Here is a 25,326-nt window from a genome sequence, read left to right on the forward strand (position 1 = left end):
ATATGAAGAATATTTTGCTTGCGATATTGACACTCATAGCAACTTTGATGTTTTGTGGCTGCTCGGCTGACACTAATGAAGAGTGGGCAGAGGAGAGCAAGCCTGTGAGCGTGCGCATAAATATTTTTGCATCTGCAGGCGGAGCTTTGTCACGAGGCAGCGGAGAGCTGGAATGGACCGACGACAATAGCGACAAGGGAGAGATGATGAAAAATTGCTTCGTCATTATCGTGCAGGACGGCATTATCAAGAATCTGCTTGTTAGCGAAGACTATACTGAGGAGAAAAGCTGGGTTGGAACGCTTACGGCAAAAATAAATCCAGGCGAGACTACTTTTTATTCGTTTGCCAATATAAAGCCGGAGGATGTGGGAATAGACTCGAAAATAGACTATTCCACCACCAACACTCCTCTACCTACAGGTTTTGACAGCAAGCTATATAGCGTGAAAGGCAATGTGCTTACGGCAGCCGACTTTCCGAAGGGAATACCTATGAGCAATAAGCAGACCATAGAGATAAAGAAGACTACTGCCGACCTGAATCTCGAAGTGATAAGAATGGTGGCTAAGGTGAAGCTGAAGATAACAAACGACACGCCAAACGAAATAAAGTTGAGGAGTGTGTCGCTAACAGATATTACCAAGAACGAGGCAAACAATCTGTATCTGCTGCCTGGCAGGGATAATGGCACAGCCGTGGAGCCAAATCTAAATCCATCGGCATCGAAGGAGGACTACGTGATAAATTTCAACCCTGAGGTGGTGGTGGAGGCAAAGACTACGACTCCGAAGATAATATCATTCTATGTGAACGAGTCGGTAGCAGAGAATCCAAACTATTTTGTAGTGGGCGTAAAGACCGACCATGCCACGATGAACCTACGTGCAGCACTATCAAAATGGAATACCATATCACGCAATGACTATTTGGAGATACCTATAAAGCTAAACAACTATAGAGTGAGATTTAAGGTGGAGCAATTTACAGCTATTGGCGTATTGCCCAAAGTGGAGCAAAACGACGAGAAGCTGACCATAAGATTTAAGAGCTATGGCGAATTTCATCTTATCCCTTATGTTGTGCGCTTAAGCGATGGCGTAGAGCTAACTCCGGGTACCGATAGCGAAAACGGATGGAGGTTTGATGGATGGCAAACGCAGAAGATGGTGCCAGATGGTGATGAGGGAGTATGTATTTACGACCGCATGCCTGTGGCTGTGCCATCACGAAAGACCATAGAGGGCGTGGTGGGCAATCGCAATGGCTATGCCATTCACCAGATACTGATAGGCATAAAGGATTTGGAGTATGCCATTCCGTACAGAGTGGAAATAATAAAAGAATAAATCTGCTTGATATAATATGATAAAGAAGTTTAGATATATATATGTATGCTTGATAGCGGTGTTGGCATGTTGTGTCAGCACAAGTGTTAGTGCCCAGAGTGTGTTTGCGCATTATAAAGGCGTGAATGACATGCCGTATATCAGAAATCCATATGGTATAGAGATGCAGCAGGTGCATGAGTATGAATATACATACTACGTAATGGGAGGTCGTGAGATAGACTTACCATTGCCGTTTGAAAATTATACTAAAGAACAAAATACAGACATCGAGCCTAAAGGCTACATCAGATGGTACGACTATAATACAGACATGGCTAATCCACGACTCTCTGTATATAACACTACAAACTTGAAAGAGGTCAATGACAATAACGACAAAGCACGTGGATTGTTTGCATGGAAAAATAAGACAAATAGTGAACCTTTCGGTCCAAACCGTAATAGAGTTGGTGTGAAGTATAAAGCGCCTACCGATGCCGATGCCGCTACATGGAAAGGTGAGGATGTTGCATGTGATGTGAGCAAATATACCGACTTTGAACCTATGGTAAGTGGCACAGACCAATACTTCACCCACGAGCCTACATTGCAGATACGCTATATCTTCCATATTCGCCCTGCAAAGGCTATGGCAGAGAATATTATAAAAACAACAGCTACCGACCTTCGCACCGCAGACTCTGACTTGACGATAGAGGACAACCGCCGTATTGTGTTTGGTGCAAAGGATGCAAATGCAAAAATGTCGGTACGTGTAAACTATAAGCCGAGCAATTATTTCTTTTATCCTCTAAAACCAAAAGATGGTAAACAAAGGCATCTTCTCTCTTCGGACGAAGCGCATAGCATAAAACAAGCCGACTACGACAAGAGTACACTATATAATGCCAATGGATTTGTATGGCTTGCCTATGACGAGACAAAGACAAAGTATACTGTGTTGATATCAAGTGGTACTGTACAATTGCACAATTTCACTTCCATGAACGTATTAATGAATAACGGAAATGGTTGGAAAAACTTAGATGGTACTCCTACTACGAAACCAAATATTACATTCGGTAGTATAGTGTATCTTGTGGCTTACGCCTACTATAATAATGACTCTATCAAAGCTCCAATAGCCAGTTTTGAGATTCTATATCAGAATACTTATCCAAAGACGATGAAGCAGCTGACAGATGATGGCGATAATGAGCGTACACTTGCCTATTTTGAATCGCATTATAAGCAAGTCACAAAGCCTATATCGTTTGACGACGATAACGACAAGCTTACCATGGTGGCTCCTACAGTAGAGAACAATATGGCACATTATGCCTCAAGATGGGACAGACGTGCATATAGCTTTGTATATCCAGAGCTGCGCGACTATGCTTGTCCTAATAGGATGGCTTTAATACATGGCGAATATGGACTGTTTAAGAGTGCTAACTTGGCTGGTATTTCTGACAATTCAGTAACTTCAACTACAGGAAAGACTTTGTACAAGTGGTGGAATTCCGCAGTTCTCCATGACCGTACACATGCAATTACTAACGGTAAGCAGTATGGATATTTCCTCTATGTGGATGCATCAGACGAAAGCCGACAGATAGCTTCTATCGACTTTAAGGCTGACTTATGCTCGGGAGCACGTCTTATATTCTCGGCTGCGGTTACTGACTTTACAGGTTCTCATGCTTCAGAACAACCTCAGGTGCTGTTCAAAATCTATGGCATCATAAAGGATGAGAACGACAAGGTGACTCATCAGCGACTGCTGACATCATTCACATCAGGCGACTTTGCCTCTAACACAAAGGGTGGACGACAGTTAGGTACTTGGTTTCAGGTGTATAGCCGAATAGTGATGAGAAAGAATATGGGAGTGGAAAACTATTCCGACTTCCGCATTGTGCTCGACAATATGTGTGCGAATACTACAGGTGCCGACTATGCCATTGACGATATTCGACTATATATTCAGCATGCAAAGGTGGACGTGCTGCAGAATCAGCCTGCTTGTCCTGATGCTAAGAGCGGAAGCATAGCAAACCACGAGATTACACTTAAAATAACTTCGCACTACGAAAATGTGCAGGCTATAACAGGTGTGGGCAAGGAGTCGAAGTTGTTTTATCGTATATCCGATATGGATGGCAAGCCGTTTGCGGGCATCGACTATAATGGCGACGGTACTGCCGACGAATATGGCGAGGTAACTATTCCTGCCAACTATGATGCTTCTTCTTCGGCGTTTGAGATAGACCCTGAGGGACATGTAATATTGGTGATTGACAACAGGCACTTCGATTTGCCTTTGGGAAAGAAGTTCTATGTTTCGGTGGCTTATCCTGATGCTGATGGCAATCCCGATGAATGGGGAAAGTTTACTGATGAATGCTCATCATATAGCGATGCGTTCAGCATTGTGCAGCAGAAGGTGGTTATATCTGATGCCAACGGAAGTTTGGTTACTACGGTGAGAGTGTCGTGCGACGGCAATAGTACACCTGATGTGGATATTAATGCAAAGCTTGAGACTGCCGACAAAGTGGGCGGTGGCTCTATCTTGCTTAATAACGTGAAGTTTGACTGGTTTGTGGGAACTCCAGATGGCGCAGACAATAAGTTTTCTTCTATCTCGGGGTTGCAGGAGGCGTTAGGAAATTATCGCCTGAAGTTTCCTGATGCGACTTCTCTTAATGCAGCATTCCAAACATCTAATCCTGCCGACTACGACATACTTGATAAATATATCAAGGGCGTAGATGGCGAGGGAACATTGGTGCTTGCTGTAAGCAACAGTCTTACGGGGTATAAGTTTAAGCAGGTGGGAACATACAAGATAGCGGCTGTTCCTATTGCAACTTCAATAAAGCAGGGAACTGTGACTTACGAAATATGTTCAGACCCTATGTACTTCACTATTCGTATTGTGGAGAATGGTCCGAAGCTTATTCTTGGTTTCGACAAAGTGGCTTATCCTACCGACGACCGTGCCGTGCGCATCGGTTTGCCACAAATAAGGGAGATGCTGAAGAAGGCGGATAATGGCATGCTGATATTGCCGGTGGTTGAACTTAATAATGGAAAAGACGAGAATATTGAGATTAAGTTCCTTGATGATCAAAAGGTATTTATCTCAGACAGCAACGACCCTACTTTCACTTCAACAAAACAGATTGTTGGTAAGTTGAAAGAAGAAACTTTGGCATCAGGAAAAAAGACATTGGGACTGGTGTTTGGTGATAATGTCTTGGATATTCTGCATGAAGGATATTGGTATGAGCTGAACTTCTCGTATGAACTGCATAATAGTACTACGACAGCTGCATGTCCTGGCGATTTGTTCATAACGTTAAAGGTGGTGCCAGAGTATCTTACATGGTTTCCTACCGTTGCAAACAAGCTTAATGCCAACTGGAACAACGACCTGAACTGGAAGAGATCTACGGCAGCAGAGCTATACGACAAAAATTATGAAGACTATGGTGAGGCTACTTGTGGCAATCCGGTTAATGCAAAATTGACAAGACAACAGGCTTATACGCCAATGAAATTCTCGAAGGTTGTTATACCTGAAAACAAGTTGGTATATCCAGGACTTGGCAATATCGTTTATCGTGTGAGTAACGATATCGCTACGAAGTTGACAAACTTTAAGGGCGAGGAGGCTACATCGGGTATTGCATACGACTTTGTGGTGACATGGAACGACAATACTGCCGACCCTGACGACCATTCTACAGACGGCAACGGAACGTTTAAGTGTGAGACTTTCCATGGTAACCTCTGCGACCAGATATTCTTCAAGGCACAAGCTGAGCTGCTCAATCAGCCATACCTTATATATAATAAGGCTTTCGTGGAGAAGGAAGTGGAGAGCAACAAATGGAATCTCGTATCGACCCCAATGAAGAATATTTATGCTGGCGACTTCTTTGTGCCAAAAACAACAGGCAGGGAAGAATCGAAGACTGCTTTCTCGGCAATGAACTTCGATGGGACTTCTGATAATCGTGTGGCAGCCCCAGTGTATCAGCGCAATTGGGATAGTAATGCCACCCAGGTAGTAGATGGAGTTACTAATTATAAAGCTCATGACTATAATGGCACAAATATCAGCATTGATACTATTTCAGATGCTTCGATGAATGTAGAGTCGCTATATTGGAGCCATGTATACAATAAGCTGGACGAGAATTATTCTGAAGGCAAGGGCTTTGCTCTAAAGGCTGGCGACCAATATAAAACCCTGTCGGCAAAATGGCTATTCCGTCTGCCTAAGGAGGATGAGGAATATAAATACTTCGAACCAGATGGAGGGTATTCTGACTTGAAGGTTTCTGTGCCAAAGCCTGAAAAGTATATGCTAAATGTGCCATACTCTAATGAGCCTGGCTTGTTGGGCGAAATCTCTCAGCCGCTCACATCCAATACTCATAGCAATAATCGCTACTACATAGTGGGCAATCCGTATACTGCATCGCTTAGTATGTATCAATTCCTAAATGGAAACCCGAGCTTTGAGCGTAAGGTGTGGACTTTAGTAGATGGTGTTCTTAAGGCACATAGTGTGCCAGAGGGTACATACAACCGCAGTCAAGATTATATCATTGAGCCAATGCAAGGCTTCTTTGTTAAGGTTAAGGAGGGCGAGACGGTTAGTCAAGCTAACTTTACTTTGATGATGACTACAGACCGCTGGATATCTGGTGGTACTGCTGTACAGGAACCTGCTGCAGTATATATCAATGTAGTTAATGATGATAATCTGTGTTCTACAGCTAAGGTTGTGGTTTGCAATGATGCCGACGACGAATTTGTTGATGATGAGGATGTTGAGTTGCTTAACAACTCTGATATTGAAGATGTTCCGCAAGTGTATACTGTCGCGGGCAATCAGGCTGTTGCTCTTAACAAACTCTCAAACATCAACTTCCTGCCGTTGGGCATCATTGCTAAGGTGGATGGAAATGTGATGAGTAATGGCGCAACTGTTAATGTTGAAATATCAGCAAACCGCTATGTTACTGATAAGCTGTTTGTGTTTGATGCCAAGATGGGAACTTTCACTCCTGCCGATGCTCCAATATCTATTATGGCGAATGAGCATGGTAGATACTACATCACCACATCGACTTACAACTTGAAGCAACATAATGATGAGGCTAATATCAAGTGTTTCTCGCCTAATAGCGGTACTATAACGGTGAGTTCACCTAATATAGCTATTGCTAATGTGCGTATATACAATTTCGAAGGCTTGCTCGTAACATCGGCTTTAGGCATTAATCAAGCATCTTGGACCAAGAATATTGGTTGTGGCTTGTATATTGTAAAGGCTGAAACTAAGGATGGACAGAGCAAGACATTCAAGCTAAGTGTAAGATAATACACCTATGCAGTGGGCTGTAAACACTAACATCGGAATACAATATCAATTTGCACCAAAGTTGACATTGTTTGTTGAGCCAACGCTGAATAGGTACATTCCGAATGGAAGCGAAGTCAAGAATACTTGGACAGAACGTCCATTTATATTGACTGACTTTTCGGTATTAGGCTCTCTTGGTAAGAAAGTATCATTTTGCATGCAGTCTTTATGAATGATCTGTATCTATATATACAGAAAAGTCAAAAATAAGATACAACTTTTTATTGATATTTCCTCGATTGGCCGTATTTTGTTTCCTCAGTTGGCCGTATTTTGTTTCCTCAGTTGGCTTGTTTTGTCGTGACTCAGCATAGTAAAAGCGCGCTCTTACTATGTCTTCGCTACTCCAAAACATCTTGCCGTAGGCTACCCCCAAAAATTAACATCTTACTCCTGCTTATTCATTTGGTTTTAATCTTTCAGGCATCCGATAGGAACCACATAAACCCCATCTTTTCTTCGATAAGCGAAATCGCCTGTTCCTGTAAGTACCATCATGAAAGATGGTTCATTCATTTTTTCTGTATTTATTTTACCCGCAAGAGTTAATAGATTTTCAGCACCCTCGTTGATGAGTTTATCACCCCCTAACTTAATTTCTATAAGTCCATATTTTCCATTGCGCAGATGTACTACGGCATCACATTCTAATCCGTTTTTGTCGCGATAATGATACACCTCTCCATCCAGCGCATCAGCAAAAACTCGTAAATCACGAACACATAGAGTCTCAAAAAAGAGTCCCATCGTGTTGAGGTCATTAATAAGATCTTTAGGGCCAAGTCCCAAAACAGCCGTTCCAATAGATGGGTCTATGAAGTAACGGGTATTCGCTGTACGGATAGCTGTCTTGGAGCGTAGGTTAGGATTCCAGGCTTCAGAGTCCTCTATTACAAAAATCTTACGTAACGTTTCCAGATAGTTACCTGCTGTTTTTACACTAATTTCATTTTCGTCATTTGTCATCATATCAGCCACAATCGTTCCGATGGTAGCTTGTGATCCTTGGTTTCTGGCGTATGAACGTAATAGCAATCTGGTTGTTGTAGCGTTGCGATTTACTCCATCCACTCGCGAAATATCTTTTTTGATGACTGCATCCACATAGTCGAAGGCTTGTTCCAACGCAGCTTCTGCTTGTAATCCACAAGCAAATGGCCAGCCACCACGACAAATCAGATATGCCAGATCGTCTATCTTCAGTTTGTTAACTGCAACAATTTTTTCTGGTGTTTCAAATAAATGTGCCAAACTTACTTTTCCATTTGATTCGCCAGACTCATAGAGACTCATTGGGCGCATAGTCAGCCAACAGAATCGCCCTGTTCCAGAATGTTGCATGTCTTTTTCATCTGCAGGAACTGCGGACCCAGTCAATACAAACTGTCCCACGTCATGGCGATGGTCAACCTCAAATCTGATGGCATCCCATAGTTTTGGTGCCAGTTGCCATTCGTCAATAAGTCTTGGTGTATCACCATCCAGCAAAACAGAAGCGTCAATCTCTGCCATTTGTAGATTAGTTTCCAATGAGGCAGGATTATCCATATACAAGATACTGTTTGCTTGTTGTTCTGCAGTGGTTGTCTTTCCACACCATTTTGGGCCTTCTATCAAGATAGCTCCCTTGCTTGCCAGTTTCTTGGTTAGCATTTGATCTGCGATTCTATGTTTGTATTCCATAGTTTCATATATTTGATATTTTGTGTGCAAAGATACAACTTTTTATTGATATTTCCTCGGTTGGCCGTATTTTGTTTCCTCAGTTGGCCGTATTTTATTTCCTCAGTTGGCTGTATTTTGTTTCCTTAGTTGGCGGAATAATGTCGCTATTAAAGATTTTATTGGGGGTTAGTTGCCTACGGCAAGATGTTTTGGAGTAGCGAAGACAGAGGGAAGCTCGGTTCACTCTGTTGAGTCACGCCAAAACAAACCATAGGTAAATCTTGGAGGAAATCTTTGAAAAAATCTATGGCCTATGGCCAGAAATCTATATTTAACGTGAGTTCGACGAAATATAAGTGTCTAAAAATTTGGTGATTAGCGAAAATTGTTGTAACTTTAAGGTGCTAAAAAATCAAAAGTTTACAAACAATAATCGCTATGATCACCGAGGACAAAGTTACTGAAATTTTCTGTATTGCAGATGACTTCTGCAAAGTTTTTGATGCCCAAATGGAAAAATACACCATAAAAAGCAATTTAAAACGCAAATACCATCGTGAATCGACTATGTCAAAGGCCGAAATTATGGTTGTCATTATACTTTTTCACAGTTTAGGCTTTCGTTGCTTGAAGCATTTCTACAAAGAATATGTATGTGTGCATCTTCGACACTTGTTTCCCAATGTTGTGTCATACAATCGTTTTGTGGAACTCTAGAAGACTATTGCTATTCCTTTAACTATCTTTATAAAGAAGGTGCTTTTAGGAAAATGTACAGGAATCAGTTTCGTGGATAGCACCCCTCTTCGTGTATGTAGGAACCAGAGAATCCTTATCCATAAGACATTTAAAGGTATCGCTCAAAGAGGTAAATGTTCTATGGGATGGTCCTTCGGTTTTAAGCTTCATCTGATATGTAATGAAAAAGGAGAATTGCTGAATTTTATGATTACTCCAGGTGATATTGCGACCGTAAACCATTGGAATATAAAGCCTTTGTTGATTTCATCTACGGCAAACTTGTTGGAGACAAGGGGTATATAGGCAAGAACCTATTCGATAAACTTTTCGTTGATGGGATACAACTTATCACGAAACTAAAAAGCAACATGAAGGGGTCTATCATGAAAATATCAGATAGACTCTTGCTTAGAAAGCGGGCTATCATAGAGACCGTTAACGATGAACTTAAGAATATTGCACAGGTGGAACATTCCAGACACAGATCTTTCGACAACTTCATTGTCAATACTCTTGGAGCTTTGGCAGCATATTGCTTCTTTCCTAAGAAACCTACAATTGCCGTTCAAAGGACTATTGATAGACAATTGACCTTATTCTAATTCGTCGAACTCACGTTAATTATATACAATTATGGCTAAAAAAACATCGATACACATTTGCGCTGCCAAGTATGGTGCCGAGAAGCACAACAGACGCGAGAAGGAGATGAAGCATGTTCATCCCGAGTATTCAAATCTTAACAAGAGTTGGGAAGCTGAGGACTTCAAGTCGGTAGCCGATGAGATTCGCAAGGCTAAGGAACGCTATTCCAGCCATCATTTCTGTCGTAAGGCGAAACTTGATGAAAATGGAAAACAATTGACAACACTTGCTTACGATAAAAAGACGGTCGACCCAATCGTTGACCCTAAAACTGGACTTCAAAAGGTTGTTCCAGAATGGGAACTCGACTTGTCGAAACCCAAGAAGATGCCCAAGAATGCCGAGCCTGTCCGTGAAGGTGTTGCTGTCATCACAGAGAATACGACGATGGAGCAGATGAAGACTTTGGCTAATCAAATCGAACAGCGTTGGGACATCAAGACCAAAGCCATCTATGCTCACCTTGATGAAGGCCATGAGCATTTGGTGACGGATAAGGATCATCAGCAGGGTAAGTATCTCGATTCTGCAGAAGGTTCGACAATCTTTCTCTGGAACCACCATGCTCACTATGTTTTTGATTGGACTGACCATGAGACAGGCCAGTGCATCAATCTAAACCGTCATGATATGTCAGAACTTCAGGATATGTTGGCTAATACTCTCAAAATGGAGCGTGGCAAGAAAAGTGACAAGAAATGGCGCGACGCTCATACTTTCAAGGCTGAGCAGGAAGCCATTCGTGCCAAAGAGGTAGCAGAATATACTGAACGTAAGAAAGCAGAAGTGAAGCAGATTCAGAAGAACATAGAAGCCAGTAACAGTAAGTTGACCAAACTTCAGGAAGCCATCGACGAATTGCTTTCTGCAACGAGTGTTCCAGAAGAAGAACTGGAGGCGGTACCATTTGCTGAAATGACATTCTCCTTCCAAGGTTCAAAGGAACCGTTGACCGTTAAAGACCTTATTAACATGACATTGTCACGACTTGATAGGGAAATCAGCACACCTATTCCTATATTGAAGCGTGAAGAATGGCAAAAGGAACGCAATGCCAAGGCTAAAGAGATTGTTACCACCCTTCAGAGCCAGTTACTCAGCGTATCGAAACTGCACAAAAAGAAAATCAATGATGTCGGCAAGAAGATGTATCTCGATGTCAAAAGGAAGATTGCCTTAGCTGCTAAGACGGACAAGGAGAATATGGCGTTGAGACAACGTATCTCGGAACTCGATGAAAGAGCAGTAGCCCGTGAGAAAGCCAAGACCCAAATTGCAGAACAAAAAGCCAGGGAACAGACCATGAGAGCAGAGAAGGCAGAAAAGCAAGTGGAGGAATCAGTAAAGCGCTTGTCAATGATGGAGAGGTTCATCAGTCAAGCAGGAGCAACGGAAGCCTTTGTTAATTGGAGTAATCTCTATGGTCTTGTCGAAGAAGCTGCTAAAGCATTAGTAACTTGGGCGCTAAGCAAGAAACTTGTATTCACCAATAAGGATGAGCGTACAATAGGCCAGGGAATTGTTGCAAAATGCCAACTAGAAGGATTAAATCCATCCGATGAAAATAATCGTCAGAAGGCGGCAAAAGGCATTGCGGACATTGCAGATTCCATTGTCGGTGAAATTAGTCAATTCAAATGGGATATTGCCTTACGTCGTATGGACCAACTAGCCTCTGAAATGAGTATGTCTGATAATAATTGCCTTCTCATAAAGGGTAGCACATCAAAACGCGGTCTTGGGTAATGGTGTTAAACATGTTTCATTTAAAAACCTCGTCAATAGATTTCTAAATTTGTGTGTAGACTGCGTTGCGAGATGTTTCAAAATTTACTATTATGATTTTTCATACGCGTTTCAATATAAATTTCAACTATTTTCATTATCTTTGCAACAACTTAAGAAACAAACGATGCTGAAACGATTCTTCCATATATGCGTCTTAGTTCTGCTACTCAACGCCTGTGGTAGTAGGGAGGCTCAGCGTTTGCTTGACCAAGCAGAGGCTGTTATAAATGAAAACTCCAGTGAGGCTATCACCATTCTCGACAGCATTAGCAATGACGGACTATCCCGCAGCCAGCGTATGCGTCGTCTGTTGTTGCTTACCAATGCCCAGAACAAATGCGATACGGTTTTCCGTTCTGACAGTATCCAAAAACTTCTCGTCAATTATTATGAAAGCCACGGTACTGCCAACGAACGAATGCTTGCCCACTATCTCCTTGGACGCGCTTACCAAGATATTCATGACTACCCTAATGCTCTGAATAATTATCAGAAGGCTGCAAATCATGCAGATACGACAGACATTGAATGTGACTATGCCTTGCTCAGTAGAGTTTATGGGCAGATGAGCGATGTTTTCTACCACCAAAATCTGATTGAAGAAGATTTAAAGTTTAATAATCTTGCTATCAGATACTCATGGAAAGCAAAAGACACACTCGCTGCAATATTAGGTATGGCGGGAAATATAGCAGCCTATAAAGGAATGGGGAAGCCTGACTCTGCACTATCCATTTGCGAACAAGCATCCGTGCTCGCCAGAAGATATGGATATAAGAACTTGTCTGCCGGAATCTTAGGAGGAGCCATTACGATACTTGTAGAGAAAGATTCCTTGAACAAAGCCAAGACCTTCATGGACATATACGAATCAGAATCCGGTTTCTTTGACGAAAACCATGATATAGTTAAGGGGCGTGAGGTTTACTATTACCCTAAAGGACGCTATTATTTGGCTGTCGGGAAATATGATTCTGCAGAACACTATTTTCGCAAGGAACTCCGTGAAGGTAAGGATTTCAACAACCAGAATGCCGCATCAAGAGGTCTGGCGCTGCTTTTCCAGAAGACACATCGGCCAGACTCTGCAGCCAAATACGCGCTTTACAGTTATACGATGAACGATTCCGTCTATGCTAACATGGCAACGGAAGAAGTGGAACGGATGAAAGCCATGTATGACTATTCGCGTTATCAGGAATCAGCCCGATTGGCCAACGAGAAATCTGAAAAAATGCACAAAAGGCTTATGGTCATCGGCTTTTCTACGTTTAGTATCATCGCTATAACCTTCATTGTTATACGTAGGGAAAGAAAGAAACGTATAGCGGCTCTCCATCATTACAAACAGAGTATTGCCGAACTTGCCAAGGCACAGTCGGAAGTCATCAGGCTTAGATCCCATGGAAGAAACATAGAAACAGCCCTCTCGCAAGCACAAAGCAATATAGAGGAGTTAAACAATTACACTTCAGAATTAAATCTTTTGATAGAGAAAAAGGAGATAGACATTGAGATTCTACGGAGTGATATTGAGAAATACCAGAGCAAAGAAACTAAAGAAAGGGAAATTGCAGAGGCGAAACTAAAGGATTCGGAAATCTATCACATTTTTGACAAGTTGGCGGCAAAAGGAAACCTGCCTTCTGCTGAAGAATGGCAACAAATGTATATGATGGTCATAGACTTTTTCCCCTCATTCTATCAGTTTATATCTTCCAAGAAATATGCCTTGAACGAAAAGGAATTCAACACCTGCATCCTTATCCGTCTGCATTTCCGACCAAAGGACATCTGCAACTTGCTTGGAGTTTCATCTGCCTATATCACGAAAATACGCAATACGATGATGAAAAAATTATTCGGTGTTGAGGGTAATTCCAAGAAACTTGATGAAGAAATATTGGGTCTTTGAATCGTCTGTATGTAAGAACGGCTTCATAATCAGTCAATTACATTGAGGTTAATTTTTGGTTAATTATCTCTGTTGTTATTGTTTTGGCATCATAATTCAACGATGTAATTTCGCATGCAAATCAAAACAAAACAACGATGAAAAAGATTCTTATTTTATTCTTTGCGTCTGGTTAGGCAGCATGGCTTCAGTAAAAGGTAACCCCAAAATCTTGCACTCCTCGATCATTGACGAAACGCCCATTTATCCAGGCAAGCCAAAAGCACCTGCTCGTCCGCTGACCATTGACATCACGGGGCACACGCTCACCCTCTTCTATCCGTTTGAGGAAATCATTTCTGTGGAACTCTTCGACGAAGACGAGAACCTGGTCTATACCGATTGGCTGGCTCCGGGTCAGACTTCTCTCGTTTTCCCTTCCACATTTACAGGAGAATACGCCATCCGCCTCACCGTCGGTTCTGTATATTATATAGGTGTAATTGAACTGTAAGCAGAGCGAAGATGAAAATAAGAGTTTTCATTTCTGCTTTATCATTGCTATTTGGGATAACATCGGTCTATGGTCAGGTGAACCTGTCTGAAATGGTTCCGGCATCAACCGACAGTTTACAGAAGAGCAGAATCCGTTACTTCTCCCCCGGTAAGGGAGGGAGTAACAAAGTGTGGGACTTTTCCAGGAAACTCGGATCTAAGGGGGCAGAACAGGTGATGTTTATGAAGGACAGCACAGGCGTGGTCTCCGTCATTGAGCCTGGCAAAATCCGTTATTATCGGGCAACCCCTGACACGCTCGTTCTCGTCGGCAGTGAGTCAACGCTGGAGAAAAGGGACTATGCCCTGAGTAAAACCACAAGGAGACTCCATCTCGTATATGGAGACTCTATCGGCAAGCCGTTCAGATGCGAGGGGATGTACTGCGGCGACCATCCTTTCCGTGAGGTCGGCACGACAACCGTCAAGGTGGATGCCGACGGCTCTATAGTGCTGGCGGAGAACGACACTCTGAGGAATGTGCTCAGGGTGCATACCATCGACTCCTACTCCATCTGCATGGACATCGACTCCGCCGCCCTCGACACCGCAAGGCTCGCACAGGTCATTGACGAACGCTACGAGTGGTATCTGCCCGAATCGCAGTATCCCGTTATCGAGGACGTGACAAGCACCAGCTACTTCAACATGGACGTTGTGGGAACGACGAGATATGCCTACTGCAACCTGCCCTCAGACCAAGTGCCATATTATATAAGCCAGACGGACTTCCCGTCAGACGATGAGCAAGAGGGATTCGCTGACGGGGACGCGCAGGACGACGGAATCATACATTACCAGATAGAGACACACGGGAAGGTAATACAGATGGCATACGACCTTGACGAGGACGCCACCATCACAAACATCGTCGCCAACCACATGGGCATGCTATGCGTAAGCAGGCAATGGACACAAAACGCAGGACAGGGGTATTCCACACAGATAGACTGCAACGGACTGCTCCCGGGAGTGTATATCCTCTATATCAACGTTAACGGAAAAGTATACAGCGAGAAAGTGACACTATGAAAACAACAGCAATTAAAACCGCAGCATTATTATTACTGGCGGCTCTTTCTTGTTATGCCAATGCCGACGACACACAAGATTTGAGAAATATCTATAACAGCCTTCTGCCAGACTTCCAGAATCTGACTCCAGAGGCAAGCGCGCTTGGACAGTATGGGAAATACAACAACTCGGGGTACACTGGTGTGCCGAACATTTCTGTACCCTTATTCGACATATGCTCAGGAGACTTCACTATGCCTGTAGAACTGTGCTACGATGCGTCAGGCATAAAGGTTGACCAGCAGGCAACGTATGTTGGACTGGGATGGAACATGGTTATGGGCGGGAGCATCAGCCAGATAGTATGTGGAAAGAATGACTTTAACCAGAATTCATTTAGCATAAACCCAAGTTCGATAACCAACTTGGACCTGCTCCAGACTGTATTGCCTGGAATAGGATATACACCATATTACTGCATAGCAGGCCTTCCCCTTGTCAGGTTTCCTTCAGTTCCTGCAAACCCCTCTCTCTTCTGCCAGCCTATAGAAGAAGACCGAAAGAAGTTTGACATCCTGAGAGATGTCTCAGACGGGGTAAGAGTCCCGGACATATTCCAGGCTTCCTTTTGCGGGCATAGAGTTTCTTTTGTCATCGACACTGGAAGCAAAGAGGCAAGGATTATCGGAAACGACGCAACGGCTTACAGAATAGAACTAAAGGATTATACCGGCTCCTATCCTCACAGCATAGAGATTACGGACGACCATGGGCAAATGTACGTCTTTGCCGAGGCGCCAAAGACTTCCATGGAGGACAATGCGTCATACAATCTGGCGGAAATAAGGAATGCTGCGGGCCGATGCCTTGCAGAATTCAAATACTCCGAAAAGGGATACAGTCTTTTACAGTCCTATTATGAGACCGTAGGCAAGCGCGACGAAAACTCCGACATGCCGATAGCATCGGAAGCAATTCGGGAGATATTCATAAAGCGCAACCAGCCAAGCACGCTGGTATATGGCATTAGGGAATACTATCCTGACACCATTATAACCGACAAAGAGACAGTAACGTTTGCCTATGGAAGCAGGGAGGACATAAAGTTTGCGAAAAGAATAGACAGTATAACCGTAAGGTCAAGCGACAACGGCACGATATTGCATACTGTCGCTTTTGCCTATGGATACCATACGGAAAGCGAATATGAGCACACGCTTTGCAGCAAGTACGGATATACAAACGTGTATGGCTTTAAACGGCTAAAATTAACTGACGTTACGGTTGACGGAAAGAAATACTCATTCGGATATAACGATGCGCAAGAATTGCCTTCCCGAATAAGCATGCGGCAAGACTTCTGGGGGTATTACAACGGGAAGACCAACGCTGACGGCCTATGCGCTTCACCAGAATACAAATATGACTATGATGGCAGGCTTACAGGTATTGAGACTGTTGGGCCGGCTAACCGTTACGCTAACGAATTGTACTGCAAGATTGGAACATTAAACCAGATTACATACCCTACCGGCGGCTTCACGTTGTTTGAATATGAGATAAACCACTTTGACGATGAACACGGAAAATATTACTACCCGTCTGCCAGTTCAAGCGTTAAGATTCCGAGGACGGTAACATGTGGTACAGGCTATAACGGAACAGGCTATAACAACACACCAGAGACGAGGGATTTCGACATCGACCAGGCAGTGCCCGTCGAAATATCCTCTGGATCTTCTTATTTGCCTTCGCCACAGCAATACTACAAACTTGACCTGGGCATCGTCGGCAAGGATTCCACAGGACAAACCGTATTCTCAAGGTATTATACTAAATATAATGACATGGAGGATTTCAAGGAATCATGCGTGCTTCCCAAGGGACATTATGTGCTGTCATGCAAATTCAGCACTGTGGCAAGTGGATTAATAACTGGAGGACGCATTCAGGTAACGCTTCCGCCTGCATACGTCGAAGATACATCTATTGCCGATGCCAGCGGAAAGTCTGTCGGCGGTGGGCTAAGAATCAGGACAGTAGAGAACTATGACAGCGATGGTGAGATGTTAGGATATACACGCTATAGGTATGAAGAAGGAAAACTGCTCATACCGACAGTTGACAAAGAGCACATCGACATGCAGTACCTCTTTGCCAGCAAGCCTGCCAATCCTTGTTTCTACTCCATACCGTCAACCCTGTACTGCGCCTTTTACTTTATAACCTCCGACCCGAAATATCTTGCTGTTTGTTCTTTGGAATGCCCGGATGTCGGCTACTCTAAAGTTACTAAGGAGAATTACGACAAGGACGGGCAACTGATGTCATATAGCACAGAGAATTTCCATAACGACGGGTGTCACAGTGTCAACAACGGCATTTTCGGAGTAAACACGGACGGACTCAACGGAAAACTGACAGAATCCGCGACATTTTCAAGTGACAGTGTGCTGATGCACAAGATTTGCTATTCTTATACGGTAATCGGCGGCAGCCCTGCCTTGAGCGATATGGTTTTCTTCCCTTGGGCTCGATGCTCAGACATGAGTCCCGGTAGCAGTGCCTTGGATGTATATTACAAATACGCCCTGATCTCCAAATCTCCCTTGTGCGCATTGCCCTCAAGCGTCACCGAGACTGGCTATGTTGATGGTGTGGCGATGAAACCAGTAACTACAACTTACGAATACAATGAAAACAATTACATGCCCTCCAGCATAACAAAGAGCGTTGCCTTCAACGCCAACACGGAGGAGACATGCCTGACAAGGTATTGGTACCCAGGTGATGCGGAAGCCGTCAACTCAAACACGGCATGCCTGACAAGCGCGCATTGTATCAGCGAGAGAGTAAAGGCTCTGCAATACAGGAACGGGAACACAGTTGGCGGCTACAGGAATCTTTACATGCCGCTTTCAAATGGCTTGCCGGTAGTCAGCAAGAACTATTCCATAACTCCTAACAACAGCGAGGTTCTTGAACTGGACGTGACAGACTACGACGACTACGGAAACATCTGCGGTTATAAGAAGAAGGACGGAACTCCCGTTGCCGTAATATGGTCTTACTGCCATCGGCTTCCTGTATTGGAGATTGTCGGCAAGGCATATTCCGAAGTAAAGGCAATGTCGGGCATTGTCGACATTCTGGAAAATGGAACTGCCGCCACAGAAATAACAAATGCTACGGAGTCTCTTCACGCTGCCCTGCTGAATGAGAGAGCCATGGCGACAGCTTATGAATATTCCCCATGGCATACTCTTTCATGTGTCATCAAGCCTAACGGAGACAAGGCGAAATACCGCTATGACACCTATGGAAGACTGGAAGAAGCACGTGACGCTGACGACAATATCCTTCAAAAATATAACTACAACTACAAGACTAACTAGTATGAACAATATAAAACTATTACTTGCACTCCTGCTGTACGTTCCTGCCCTGTGCTCTGCTCAGACGGCAACGGAGAACTACGTCAAGACAGTGACGATGCTTGACGCGGACGGGACAGACTCGCTGCAGGCGGTGCAGTACTACAACGGGCTGGGCTATCCCACACTCTCCGTCGCCACTGCCGGCACCGACGGAGGGACGGCATGCACCCTGACGACATACGACGGAGCGGGGCGCGAGAAACGCAGGTATCTACCCGTGCCGGCAAACGGTCTTGAATATATCCCCGTGAACGGTGTCACGTCCATGGGCCTGTTTTATCTTGACAACGGCTTCTTCACAGAGAGCCACTACGACGCGCTCGACAGGGTGACAGCAGTCGACATCGCAGGAGACACATGGAGACAGGCGGGAAAGCAGGACAGGACAGAGCATCTCGCCAACACACTGTCCGACCTCGTGCTGCACTACGAGGCTCCCGAGGACGGATCGTACAGCCTCACGCTCCCCGAGAACACATCATCCTTCGAGTACTATCCAGAGGGAACGCTGGCAAAAGCAGTGTCTTACGATGCCGACAACAGGAGCACAGCCGTATTCACCGACCTGCTCGGGAGGAAGATTATGGAGCGCACCGCAGCAGGAGATACCTATTATGTATATAACGACCTCGGCCAGCTGCGCTTCGTGCTCACACCTGCATTCAACAAAATATCGCAGGAAAAGACAATATATGCATACGAATATCGTTATGACAATAGAGGGCGGGTGGTATGGAAGAAACTGCCCGGGGCGGAATGCGTGCAGTACTGGTACGACAGTGCCGACCGCATGGCGTACATGAGAGACACCGCTCTGGGAAACCGCTACCGCTTCTGCCTGTACGACCGCTTCGGAAGGCTGTGCGTGCAGGGCACATGCAGCGACGGAAACCGCGACGGGTCGGTGCTCTCCGCTACATCATACACGAGCGGATCAGGGGGTGTCTGCAGCACAGGCTACTCCGCACCGTACAGCATCAGCGACCCGCAACTCGAGATAGTCAACTACTACGACACCTATGAATTCATCGGCAACAACCTTACAAGCGCGATGCCTGCATTAACCATTGGACAGGAACAGAGACAGCACGCCATCGGCTACCTTACGGGACAGGTGGTGTACGCTACCGGCGGCGAGGCCCTCGGCACCGTCACCGTGTACGACCGCAAGGGGCAGGCGGTGAGATGTGTACGCAAGGGTCTCGGCGGACGTCTCGAGGATGTGGTCACGGCATACACGTTCACGGGTGCCGTTGACAGCACGGAGGTGCATGCCGGTGTCGGTTACGGGAGTGACTTCATGGCAAAGACCTCCTATACGTACCAATATGGCAAAAAGACAAAGATGAGCCTGTCCGTCAGACATGGTGCCTCCACACAGTCGCGTGAGACGGGATACGTCTATGACGCCATAGGCAGGCTGGAAAGGAAGGAAAGGCAACTGACCAGGACATCCAAGTCCATGTGCTCATATACATACGACGTTCACGGATGGCTCAAGAGCGTCAGCAGCGGAGGATTCCGCGAAGACCTGTACTATGCCGACGGTCTTGACAGCGCATGCTACAACGGAAACATAAGCACCGTGCGGTGGAAGGCAAGGAATGATAGCGAATACAAGGGCTACAACCTGAGGTACGACGGGTGCAACCGCCTGTACCTGGCGCTTTTCGGAACAGGCGACAACCTGACAGGCAACAGAAACTACTTCAACGAGCAGGCGGAGTACGACTGCAACGGAAACATCAAGAGGCTGCGACGTTGCGGGCTTCAGGACGCGATGCACGGAGGTTTCGGATTGGTTGACGACCTGCGGATGACATACGAGGGGAACCAGTTGGCAAGCGTGTTCGACAACGTATGGAGACTTCCGTACGCAGGGGCGACGGACTTCGACGGCGTGGCTGGGCAGGAGTATCCACTGACATACAACGGGGCAGGGTCGCTCACGAGCGACGCGAGCCGCAGGATAGCGAGGATAGACTATGATCTGAGGAACAATCCGATAAGGATACAGTTCACCGACGGAAACGTGACGAAATATGTCTATAGCGCAATGGGCGAGAAACTGCGCGTGGTGTATCAGACAGCCGTTCCGAACATCACCGTCGCCATAGGAAGCACAAGGGAGCTCATGCCGTCGGAGATACTATACACAGACTCCACGGACTATCTGCTTGGAGGTGCCTTGACGCTTAAGAACGGACGCATAGACATGTTCCAGTTTGACGAGGGATACTGCCAGGCCACACAATATAATGCCACGCAGGACAACTTCACCTTCCTGTACTATGACAAGGACCACCTGGGAAATGTACGTCAGGTGACGAAAGCGGTAGGCAGCAATGGGACAGTAGTACAGACGATGAACTACTACCCCTTTGGAGCCCAGTTCTGTGACGGCTCTGCCGCATCAGGTGACGTGCAGCCGTACAAGTACAACGGCAAGGAACTGGACAAGATGCACGGATTGAACACCTACGACTACGGAGCGCGGCAGTACAATCCAGTCACCGCACGTTGGGACAGGATGGACCCGTTGGCGGAGAAATACTATAGCGTTAGTCCGTATGTGTATTGTTTGGGGAATCCAGTAAAGTTTGTGGACGAAGATGGCTTGAAGCCTACGGAAGAGGAAGCGGCTCGAATCGCGCATCATGTATATGGCAAAGACAAAGTTGAACTCATTGGGGGGTGGAGAGTCTCTAATTTGCATATAGACGGAGTCACTTTAAGGGATGACCGTTCTGGTTTTAAGTCTGCTATATATGAACGTACAATTGACGGGGTCACAGAATATGTCTATGCTACTTCAGGAACAGATAGTGATAGTTATGAAGACTGGAAAAATAATTTCTTACAGGTATTTGGAGCCTCGGAGCAGTATAATATTTCAAAGGAAAACGCACGTGTTTTATCGGACAATATTAATCAAGAACTTACTTTCGTAGGTCATTCTTTGGGCGGAGGCATGGCGGCTACGAATGCCTACAAGACAGGTCGCAGTGCAATGACATTTAATGCCGCATGGGTAAGTCCCCTTACCATTGCACCATGGAACAGGAAAGGTGCAAAAATAGACGCATATGTTCATGTTCGGGATGAATTGAATATTTTCCAACAAACACACATGGGAGTGAGAGCTAATGGAAATATACATTGGCGCAATAAAAACCGTGCAATAATGGGGCACAGCATAAAGAATTTCTATCCCTCGGGAAAGGAAATGATAATGCAGAAGAGCAAAAATGCACAATCGCAATATACGTTGAATACTAACAATATTTTATTTGGCTTTTAATTATGAAACATAATGGATATTTTTGTGCAATATGTGTCTTGCTGGTATTGTTGTCGTCCGCGTGCATAGACAGGGAGGCGCCAGTAGATAAGAAAAAACTATTAGGAGATGATTTTAGGTTATTTCAAGGCACCATTGCATGGAATTTAGCCAAGGCTGTACAAGACGAAAATGCCGATGAAATAAGGCGGCAGGTTCAGGATAAGAATATACCTATTGATTATAAGGAAGATAGATGGAAGCAAACTCTATTAATGCTTGCCACCCATAATAATAAGAAAGAATCAGTAAAAGCATTATTGGAATTAGGTGCAAATCCTAATGTACCATGTGATACCATTAGATATAGAGGGGATAATTCGGTTATTATTGCTTCAAGATTTAGTCGTGTTTCCCCTGAAATACTAAAGATGTTGTTAGAATATGGTGGAGACCCCAATTCCGTAGAGCGCGGAGTGCAGCAAGACAATCTTGGCAACTGGATTCCCGCTCGCCATTTTGCGTTGTTCGAGGCAGTGGATTTGGATGGAGATTATGAAAAAGTAAGAATGCTTGTGGAGGCAGGTGCTGATGTTAACATGCAGACAGAAGATACAGGTGCAGGTGCAATGTATGTCGCACTAACATTTGACCGTATGGATGTCCTTCTTTATTTACTGGAACACGGAGCAGACTATAATAGGAAGTTTAAAAGAATGGATGTTATCAGTTCTAAAGACTCTGCATATTACAAGTCATTTTATGTTGACATTCTTTATATGTTGAGACTTAGGGCATATCCTCTTGACTCTAAAAAGCATAAGGAAAAGTTAAAAGTCATAGATTTTTTAAAGGAAAGAGGAATGGACTATTGGAAGTCACCTGTCTCAGATTGGGCTTTAACTGTTATAAAACGTGAAATATCTCCGAAGGATGAAAAGGAATTACAGGAATATCTCAAGCGGTATTGACAACTGCAACGTGACGAGGTTTGTCTATTCCGCCACGGGCGAGAAACTGCGAGTGGTGTATCAGACTGCCGTTCCGAACATCACCGTCGCCATAGGAAGCACAAGGGAGCTCATGCCGTCGGAGATACTATACACAGACTCCACGGACTATCTGCTTGGAGGTGCCTTGACGCTTAAGAACGGACGCATAGACATGTTCCAGTTTGACGAGGGCTACTGTCAGGCCACACAATATAATGCCACGCAGGACAACTTCACCTTCCTCTACTATGACAAGGACCACCTGGGCAATGTCCGTCAGGTGACGAAGGCGATAGGCAGCACGGGGACGGTGATGCAGACGATGAACTACTACCCCTTTGGAGCCCAGTTCTGTGACGGCTCCGCCAATAACAACGATGTGCAGCCATACAAATACAATGGTAAGGAACTGGATAAGATGCACGGACTGAACACCTACGACTACGGCGCACGGCAGTACAATCCCGTCACTGCACGTTGGGACAGGGTAGATCCGCTGGCGGAGAAGTACTATAATGTGAGTCCGTATGCGTATTGCCACAATAATCCGGTAATGTTGATGGATCCAGATGGGATGGATGATTATTACACTTCTGACGGAACATACTTAGGTACAAACTCTGCAGAATCGGATTATATATATAAGTGATGACTATCGCGAACTGAAAGATGGCAAATATGTTATCAATCTTAATACAAGAGTTGGTTTACCATCATCTGATATTTCGGCAGAAGCTTTATCAAAAATTTTCACACATATCGTTGGAAGAATGCCTGAAGTAGATTTAACCCAAATAGATTGTAATCAGATTAATGTTGTGAAATGGTCACGTGACGCATATAGCAACACTATACACGTTGATAGCCATTATGGTAATGTCATGGTGGTGATGATAAAACAAATGCGAGCACATTAGGCAACAATATAACAGCTTTTTGGGGAGACAACAAACAAATGTTTGAATCACGAAGTAATATTCAGAACATGTTAGGTGGAGAAGAATACACCTGCCATATAAAAAAACAATGGCATCACTACATGAAAGATAGTAGGAATCCTAACAAAACCGACAATATTAAAATATTTAATTATTTAATGAACCACCCAACATGGAATAAGACAACTGATACTTACAAACAAAGTTTGATAAGATACAAACAATTTTTTTTAGGAGAATAAAAGATGAAGAGATTAATAATTGTCACATTAGTACCCCTTTTGTTTGCGTGCAATGACAAATATGTCTTGCAGGCGAATTTATGCATGGTTGGTGATAATAAAGAGATAAGGAGAGACGAAATGGATAACGTTTTCAACATAAGATGTTTGTCCATTCACTATTTAGCCATAAACAAATCCAATGACTCCATATTTATACCAATAGGGTATCCATACGAGAAAACGGTTATTGCCAATATAGAGTCAAGGGATTTATTTTATCAGCCATATCAATTATATAGATGTAATAAGTTTAATGGTTCAGCACAGCAATATTTTGCACCGGGAGATAGTATTTCAATTACATTCCTTTTTGCCATATATCCTAAAAACAGTACTGATAGCGAATGGTTGCGGAATGTTTCAACCAAGGAGTTGATGTCAAAGATGGAGTTAAAATTGGTTAAGCCAACGAATGGGAAAAACATAGATAAAATTCCCAACATAATCTTTAATAATGACACTAACGATATATGCATAAATCCAGTAATAAGTGTGCAAGATTCAGATCAGAAGATGGATTATGAGTCGATTAAACATAATTAAAGTAAATTGAGACATGAGCACGGTGCGCATTGAAAATACTGATATTCAAATTTGTTTAGATTATGTCGTCCAAACGAACGATTCCGTTATCTCCATCAATAGTTACAACTACAGGAAGCCATGAGTATAAATAAAATACACATAACGCTGATAACGATGCTTGCGGTGCCGCCATGCTCGGTTCTGGCTCAGACTCCATCCCAGAACTACGTCAGGACCGTGACGATGCTCGACGCTTACGGGACGGATTCCATTCAGGCTGTGCAGTACTACAACGGCCTGGGCCGCCCCACGCTCTCTGTCGCCACGGCGGGAGGAAACGGCGAGACCGCCTGCACCCTGACGACCTACGACGGAGCGGGGCGCGAGAAACGCAGGTATCTCCCCGTGCCTGCAAGCGGACTCGACTATATCCCCGTGAGCGGGGTCACGTCCATGGGCTTGTTTTATCTTGACGACGGATTCTTCACCGAGAGCCACTACGACGCGCTCGACAGGGTGACAGCAGTCGACATCGCAGGAGACACATGGAGACAGGCGGGAAAGCAGGACAGGACGGAACACCTCGCAAACACCGCTTCCGACCAGGTGCTGCACTTCGAGGCTCCCGAGGACGGCTCGTACAGCCTCACGCTCCCCGAGAACACAGCCTTCGAGTACTATCCAGAGGGAACGCTGGCAAAAGCAGTGTCTTACGATGCCGACAACAGGAGCACAGCCGTATTCACCGACCTGCTCGGGAGGAAGATTATGGAGCGCACCGCAGCAGGAGATAC

Annotated in this window: 13 protein-coding genes and 2 pseudogenes; 14 read left to right on the forward strand and 1 reads right to left on the reverse strand. The window is 44.6% G+C overall.

Features of this window, described 5'->3' with window-relative positions; translation table 11 throughout:
- Window positions 1-2 precede the first annotated feature (2 nt).
- Window positions 3-1,349: a DUF4906 domain-containing protein gene (locus CIK88_RS05315; protein WP_144269581.1), complete on the forward strand. Its 1,347-nt coding sequence runs from the start codon at window positions 3-5 to the stop codon at window positions 1,347-1,349.
- A gap of 130 nt (window positions 1,350-1,479) precedes the next feature.
- Window positions 1,480-6,732 (forward strand): T9SS type A sorting domain-containing protein, encoded by a 5,253-nt coding sequence (locus tag CIK88_RS05320; RefSeq protein WP_094435016.1) that lies wholly within the window; start codon window positions 1,480-1,482, stop codon window positions 6,730-6,732.
- A 453-nt stretch (window positions 6,733-7,185) separates the two neighbouring features.
- Here CIK88_RS05320 and CIK88_RS05325 read toward each other — a convergent pair whose 3' ends face one another.
- Complete coding sequence (locus CIK88_RS05325) at window positions 7,186-8,457, reverse strand: ATP-binding protein (RefSeq protein WP_094435018.1); 1,272 nt, start codon at window positions 8,455-8,457, stop codon at window positions 7,186-7,188.
- Between the two features lie 420 nt (window positions 8,458-8,877).
- On the opposite strand from CIK88_RS05325, the pseudogene CIK88_RS05330 reads away from it, so the two are divergent.
- The 12 genes and pseudogenes from CIK88_RS05330 to CIK88_RS05380 form a co-directional block, all read left to right on the forward strand.
- Window positions 8,878-9,782, forward strand: a pseudogene (locus CIK88_RS05330) (IS982 family transposase).
- Window positions 9,783-9,813: 31 nt separating this feature from the next.
- Entirely contained in the window at window positions 9,814-11,571 is a 1,758-nt protein-coding gene (locus tag CIK88_RS05335) for a phage tail tape measure protein (RefSeq protein WP_094435020.1), read from the forward strand.
- Window positions 11,572-11,737: 166 nt separating this feature from the next.
- Window positions 11,738-13,528 carry a hypothetical protein gene (locus CIK88_RS05340; RefSeq protein WP_094390554.1) on the forward strand — a complete coding sequence of 597 codons (1,791 nt, stop codon included), beginning with the start codon at window positions 11,738-11,740 and terminating at the stop codon, window positions 13,526-13,528.
- A gap of 181 nt (window positions 13,529-13,709) precedes the next feature.
- The gene (locus CIK88_RS05345; RefSeq protein WP_094435022.1) at window positions 13,710-14,021 is read left to right on the forward strand and encodes a hypothetical protein; all 312 of its coding nucleotides are present in this window, start codon (window positions 13,710-13,712) and stop codon (window positions 14,019-14,021) included.
- 11 nt (window positions 14,022-14,032) lie between these two features.
- Complete coding sequence (locus CIK88_RS05350) at window positions 14,033-15,094, forward strand: hypothetical protein (RefSeq protein ID WP_094390556.1); 1,062 nt, start codon at window positions 14,033-14,035, stop codon at window positions 15,092-15,094.
- A 758-nt stretch (window positions 15,095-15,852) separates the two neighbouring features.
- Window positions 15,853-18,471, forward strand: coding sequence for a hypothetical protein (locus CIK88_RS12370; protein WP_158214646.1), 2,619 nt, complete (start codon window positions 15,853-15,855; stop codon window positions 18,469-18,471).
- Window positions 18,472-18,568: 97 nt separating this feature from the next.
- Window positions 18,569-18,862: pseudogene (locus CIK88_RS12795) on the forward strand (DUF6443 domain-containing protein); the annotation flags it as partial.
- A gap of 171 nt (window positions 18,863-19,033) precedes the next feature.
- Window positions 19,034-21,814 (forward strand): RHS repeat-associated core domain-containing protein, encoded by a 2,781-nt coding sequence (locus CIK88_RS05355; RefSeq protein WP_158214647.1) that lies wholly within the window; start codon window positions 19,034-19,036, stop codon window positions 21,812-21,814.
- Between the two features lie 2 nt (window positions 21,815-21,816).
- Entirely contained in the window at window positions 21,817-22,764 is a 948-nt protein-coding gene (locus CIK88_RS05360; protein ID WP_094389610.1) for an ankyrin repeat domain-containing protein, read from the forward strand.
- A complete protein-coding gene (locus CIK88_RS05365) occupies window positions 22,727-23,434 on the forward strand; it encodes an RHS repeat-associated core domain-containing protein (RefSeq protein ID WP_254046317.1) in 708 nt (235 codons plus the stop codon). Before CIK88_RS05360 ends, CIK88_RS05365 begins: the two co-directional genes overlap by 38 nt.
- Before the next feature lie 534 nt (window positions 23,435-23,968).
- On the forward strand, window positions 23,969-24,550 hold the full coding sequence (locus CIK88_RS05375; protein WP_094389612.1) for a hypothetical protein: 582 nt from the start codon (window positions 23,969-23,971) through the stop codon (window positions 24,548-24,550).
- 120 nt (window positions 24,551-24,670) lie between these two features.
- Window positions 24,671-25,326: DUF6443 domain-containing protein (locus CIK88_RS05380; protein WP_144007322.1), on the forward strand; the 656-nt coding region annotated here is incomplete at its 3' end.

The organism is Prevotella sp. P5-50 (genome assembly GCF_002251295.1).
In the GTDB taxonomy this organism is placed as follows: Bacteria; Bacteroidota; Bacteroidia; order Bacteroidales; family Bacteroidaceae; genus Prevotella.

Bases quoted from the DNA above. Each gene is read 5' to 3' on its own strand.
- CIK88_RS05315 (WP_144269581.1), top strand. From the start codon at position 3: ATGAAGAATATTTTGCTTGCGATATTGACACTCATAGCAACTTTGATG.
- CIK88_RS05320 (WP_094435016.1), top strand. From the start codon at position 1,480: ATGCCGTATATCAGAAATCCATATGGTATAGAGATGCAGCAGGTGCAT.
- CIK88_RS05325 (WP_094435018.1), bottom strand. From the start codon at position 8,457: ATGGAATACAAACATAGAATCGCAGATCAAATGCTAACCAAGAAACTG.
- CIK88_RS05335 (WP_094435020.1), top strand. From the start codon at position 9,814: ATGGCTAAAAAAACATCGATACACATTTGCGCTGCCAAGTATGGTGCC.
- CIK88_RS05340 (WP_094390554.1), top strand. From the start codon at position 11,738: ATGCTGAAACGATTCTTCCATATATGCGTCTTAGTTCTGCTACTCAAC.
- CIK88_RS05345 (WP_094435022.1), top strand. From the start codon at position 13,710: ATGGCTTCAGTAAAAGGTAACCCCAAAATCTTGCACTCCTCGATCATT.
- CIK88_RS05350 (WP_094390556.1), top strand. From the start codon at position 14,033: ATGAAAATAAGAGTTTTCATTTCTGCTTTATCATTGCTATTTGGGATA.
- CIK88_RS12370 (WP_158214646.1), top strand. From the start codon at position 15,853: ATGTACGTCTTTGCCGAGGCGCCAAAGACTTCCATGGAGGACAATGCG.
- CIK88_RS05360 (WP_094389610.1), top strand. From the start codon at position 21,817: ATGAAACATAATGGATATTTTTGTGCAATATGTGTCTTGCTGGTATTG.
- CIK88_RS05365 (WP_254046317.1), top strand. From the start codon at position 22,727: ATGAAAAGGAATTACAGGAATATCTCAAGCGGTATTGACAACTGCAAC.
- CIK88_RS05375 (WP_094389612.1), top strand. From the start codon at position 23,969: ATGAAGAGATTAATAATTGTCACATTAGTACCCCTTTTGTTTGCGTGC.